Origin of the sequence: Marinobacter sp. AC-23 (genome assembly GCF_001858325.1) — a bacterium.
In the GTDB taxonomy this organism is placed as follows: Bacteria; Pseudomonadota; Gammaproteobacteria; order Pseudomonadales; family Oleiphilaceae; genus Marinobacter.
In genome coordinates this window covers 1-4,819 of sequence record NZ_MBPP01000058.1, presented here as the reverse complement: position 1 = coordinate 4,819, position 4,819 = coordinate 1, and the positions used below count along the sequence as shown (strand labels likewise).

Sequence of the window (4,819 nt, the reverse complement as noted above, 5' to 3'; positions counted from 1 at the left end):
CTCCCCCGGCCCCTCCCCCGCAAGGGGGAGGGGAGCTACACACCTGGAGTCTGAAGGAGTGCAGTTAAAGCCCCTCGCCCCCTGCGGGGGAGGGGTTGGGGAGTGGGGGGAATAATACGTAACGCTGTTACACGGCGTTACAAATCAGCGGTAGAATGAGGCAAAGGTTTGCCGCTTGCGGCCGTTAAACGGGTTATAAGTTAAACAGACTATAAAGTGGTTAGCCCCTTCAAGGAGGCATAGGTATGGCAGCTATTTCATCACTGGGGATTGGGTCTGGCGTGTTGACGTCTGATCTGGTGGATCAGTTGGTTGCGGCAGAGCGCGCACCGACTGAAAACCGGCTGACTCAGAAAACCCAGCAGTCAGAGGCTATGTTGTCTGCTTATGGCAAGCTGCGTAGTGCCATTACTGAGCTGCGGCTGCCCATGCGCCAGTTGAGTTCTGCCGATAACTTGAAGGCGTTCTCGGCCACTTCATCTAATGAAGATATCGGTGTTTCCGTAGACAGTACAAAAGCCAATCGCGGCAGCTACAGTCTAGAGGTGACCAGTTTGGCCTCTGCCCAGGCGCTGGCGTCGAACGATGTGTTTGCAGATCGCGATACGGCTTCGGTTGGCGAGGGTACGCTCACGCTGTCTGTGGGGGATAAAACCAAAGAGATCACCATCGATAGCAGTAATAATTCACTGCAGGGCTTGGCTAATGCTATTAACGATGCTGGAGCGGGTGTGTCCGCGGGGATCATTGATACGGGTAGCGGGTTTCAGTTGGTTCTCTCTGCTGATGAAACCGGCACCGCCAATGCAGTGAGCATCACGGCGAACGATAGTGATGGCAACAACATTGATGGCGCGGGTCTGTCTCGTTTTGCTTTTAATGCCGATATGGAAGCTGGCGCAGGGTTCAGTGAGACCATTACTGCTGCCAATGCAGTGATGGAAATCAATGGCATTGAAGTTACCCGCTCATCCAACAGTTTTGAAAATGTGATTGATGGCCTTTCGTTCAGTATCAAGGACATCGGTACTTCTACAGTAAAAGTCAGCCAAGACGTGGGCGCGGTAACGGATCGGGTTCAGGGTTTTGTTGATAAATTCAACGCGCTGCAATCTACCATTGATGGCTTGGCTGGGTTCAACAGCGAAGCCGGTGTGGGCAGCTTGCTTACGGGCGATAGCACGGTGCGCGCACTTCAAGGTCAGCTGCGCCAAGTGCTTACCGGCGTAGTGCCAGGCTTGGAGAATGCCAACGTACGCAGCCTGGCCGATGTGGGCATTTCTACCGATCCCAACACGGGTGCCTTGGAATTCGACCGCGAAGAATTTGAAACTCAGTTAAAGAACAACCCAGATGATGTTACGGCACTGTTTGCTGAGCAGGGCAGGGCGACTGACGCCCAGGTGGAGTTTGTACGCAGCGGCACGAACACTCAGGCGGGTAAATACGATATCAACGTTACTCAAGCGGCCACACAGGGTAAGTTGGTTGGCAATTCGCCAGTAGCGGGAACGGTCACGATAGATGGCAGTAATGACGAATTCACACTGGAGATTAATCGCGACATTTCGGTGAACCTGAAGCTTGCCCAAGGGGCGAGCGTTTCTCGAGAGGCGCTGGTGGCTGATATTCAGGCGCAACTGGATAGTGGCATTAACGCAGGCCTAAGTGATTCTGGTGAAGCGGTGCAGGTGGGGCTGGATAGCGATAACAAGCTGACGTTTACCTCTGGTAAATACGGTGCCGAGTCCAGCGTTAGCGTCACGTCTGTGGAGAATGGTACTGCACTTGGCCTTTCTGTAGCGAGTGGTACCGATGGGCAGGATATTGCTGGCACCATTGATGGCCAAGTAGCCAAGGGCGATGGCCAGGTGTTGTATCTGGGTAGCGATAATGGCCCGGCTTCTGGTTTGCAGGTGCGTGTTCTGGGTGACCAGATAGGTGCCCGTGGCTCCCTCAATTTTGTGCAGGGTATTGGCAAAAGCACCGTTGACTTGGTCAACAGCTTTGTGGGTGCCGAAGGCAAACTTGAATCCCGCACCAGTAGCCTTAACCGCGAACTGGAAAAGATTCAGGAAAGCCAGGTTAAGCTGGATATACGCATTGAGTCTTATCGTGAACGCCTGGTTAAGCAGTTTAGCTCCGCTGATTCGCTGATTTCTCGGCTCAATAACACCCGGGATTACGTAACCCAGCAGCTTGACGCTCTGGCACCACAGAACTTCAACAAGAAGTAATCCCGGCTAACGCTTTGATAATCCGGCGTGGCCGGTGAGAAACGAGGTTTACGATGAAAGGTTTAAAGGCGTACCAACAAGTAAATACCCAGACCAGCATTACCGATGCCGACCCCCACAAGTTGATTCAGCTGCTGTATAACGGCGCTCTGGAGCGGATCAACATGGCCAAAGCTCGCATGCAGGCCAAGGATTATGCTGGTAAAGGCAAGCTTCTGGGTAAGGCGATTGAAATTATTGGGGGCTTGAAAAGCTTTCTCGATTTTGAGAAAGGTGGTGAGCTGGCAGCGCGCCTTGAGGGGCTGTACGACTATATGGAGCGTACGCTGCTAGAAGCCAGCGCAAAGAATGATGTGGCCAAACTGGATGAGGTGGCCGATCTGCTGCGCTCTATCAAAGGCGGCTGGGATGGCATTCGCGAAGAGGCCGTCGCGCAGGCCCAGGTTGGTTGATACGCTCTAACTGAAGCCCCTCTCCCGTCAGGGACGAGGGGCTAATACACCCCGGCTTAATAATAGGGTGCTTGCAGCCCTCCCAATAGCCAACTCCCCCGCACTCCCGTACAATACGCTCCTTCTTTTCAATACATCCATTCTGTTCAGTCTGGAGCACAGGCATGTCTGATATTAAAAAGGTGGTTCTGGCCTATTCTGGTGGCCTGGATACTTCCGTTATTGTTCGGTGGTTGCAGGATACCTATAACTGTGAGGTGGTAACCTTTACCGCCGACATAGGCCAAGGCGAGGAAGTTGAGCCGGCGCGGGCGAAGGCCGAGGCGTTGGGTGTTAAGGAAATTTACATCGAGGACTTGCGCGAAGAGTTTGTACGCGATTACGTATTCCCGATGTTCCGCGCGAACACTGTTTACGAAGGTGAATACCTGTTGGGCACCTCTATTGCTCGCCCTCTGATTGCCAAGCGTTTGATTGATATTGCTAACCAAACCGGCGCGGATGCGATTTCCCATGGCGCGACTGGTAAAGGCAACGATCAGGTGCGTTTCGAGCTAGGTGCTTATGCACTTAAGCCGGGTGTTAAGGTGATTGCGCCTTGGCGTGAGTGGGATCTGAACTCCCGTGAAAAGCTGCTGACTTACTGTGCAGAGCGCGATATTCCGGTGGAGATGAAGAAGGGCAAGTCGCCTTACTCCATGGACGCCAACTTGCTGCATATTTCTTATGAAGGCATGAATCTGGAAGATCCCTGGGCAGAAGCCGAGGAAGATATGTGGCGCTGGAGTGTGTCTCCGGAAGCTGCGCCAGATAAGCCGACGTATATTGAGCTTACCTACAGCAAGGGCGACATTGTTGCCATTGATGGCCAGGAAATGAAAGCGCACGAAGTGCTGGAACACCTGAACAAGGTTGGTGGCGACAACGGTATTGGCCGTTTGGATATTGTTGAGAACCGTTACGTGGGTATGAAGTCCCGTGGCTGTTACGAAACCCCTGGTGGCACTATCATGCTGCGCGGGCACCGTGCTATTGAGTCCATTACACTGGACCGCGAAGTAGCGCACCTGAAAGATAGCCTGATGCCGCGCTATGCCGAGGTTATTTATAACGGCTACTGGTGGTCGCCGGAGCGCGAAGCTCTGCAGGCGTTGATCGATCAGACCCAGGCGTATGTGAACGGTACGGTTCGCATGAAGCTCTATAAGGGCAACGTGGATGTGGTTGGCCGTAAATCTGACGACTCACTGTTCGATGAGACCATCGCGACGTTTGAAGAAGATCACGGCGCGTATGATCAGAAAGACGCGGAAGGCTTTATCAAGCTGAACGCTCTTCGTTTGCGTATTGCTGCTGGCAAAGGGCGCAAGCTATAAGATCAGGCTTTAGGCGCCCGGAATTCTCCGGGCGTCTTTCCTGTTACTGCTTTGAATTTACGGTGAAACGAAGTGGTTTCGCTGTAGCCCAGCCGCAAGGCGATGTCTGGAATCGCCAGGTCGCTGTTCAGTAAGTAGTCCTCTGCCATTTTCTGGCGAACCTCATCCAATAGCTTTTGATACGAAACCCCTTCTAGGCTTAGTTTTCGCTGCAGAGTTCGGCTGGTTATTCCTAAGTCTTCCGCCACCATGTCTTGCCGGGTTATGCCGTGCATCAGTTGCTTCTGAATGCTGTTTTTTACCTGTGACGTAAGGTCGGTATCTGTGTCCAGTGACGCTAGCTGGGTAAGGGCGTGTGCCTCCAAAGTTTTGCGCAGCATGGGGTCTGGTTGGCGTAAGCGGGTGTTCAGTAGTTCCTGTCGCAGGGTAATCGAGTTTTCATCTGCACCAAACTGCACTGGGCAGTTCCAGCGCCGTTGGTAGGCCTGCTCCAATTCGGCGCCGGGAGATTCTCGTTTCAGGTTTACGCGGGTGGGTGAGGCGGCGGTATCGTCCGCTAGCCAGCGGGCATAGGTTACCCAGGAGGCGAATACGTTATCGACCAACTGTGGCCTTACGATGGGGTCGTCGTAGTTGCAGTGCCAGGTCAATTTGATAGAGCCTTGCGTCATGGTGAGGCCAGTTGTGCCCATGTCGCCCACCAGTTTTTCAAATGGCGCAATGCGGCGACGGCTTCCCCCAGGTTGCGCAACTC

At 53.4% G+C, this 4,819-nt stretch carries 4 protein-coding genes; 3 read left to right on the top strand and 1 reads right to left on the bottom strand.

What is annotated here, in order from left to right; translation table 11 throughout:
• The first annotated feature begins 245 nt into the window (after nt 1-245).
• The 3 genes from fliD (at nt 246) to BCA33_RS16135 (ending at nt 4,065) form a co-directional block, all read left to right on the top strand.
• Entirely contained in the window at nt 246-2,237 is a 1,992-nt protein-coding gene (gene fliD, locus BCA33_RS16145) for a flagellar filament capping protein FliD (RefSeq protein ID WP_071267459.1), read from the top strand.
• 53 nt (nt 2,238-2,290) lie between these two features.
• Nucleotides 2,291-2,689 carry a flagellar export chaperone FliS gene (fliS, locus tag BCA33_RS16140; protein ID WP_071267457.1) on the top strand — a complete coding sequence of 133 codons (399 nt, stop codon included), beginning with the start codon at nt 2,291-2,293 and terminating at the stop codon, nt 2,687-2,689.
• 164 nt (nt 2,690-2,853) lie between these two features.
• Complete coding sequence (locus tag BCA33_RS16135) at nt 2,854-4,065, top strand: argininosuccinate synthase (RefSeq protein WP_071267455.1); 1,212 nt, start codon at nt 2,854-2,856, stop codon at nt 4,063-4,065.
• 2 nt (nt 4,066-4,067) lie between these two features.
• On the opposite strand, the gene BCA33_RS16130 is transcribed toward BCA33_RS16135, so the two are convergent.
• A partial coding sequence (locus tag BCA33_RS16130; RefSeq protein WP_071267453.1) for an AraC family transcriptional regulator occupies nt 4,068-4,819 on the bottom strand: 752 nt, incomplete at its 5' end.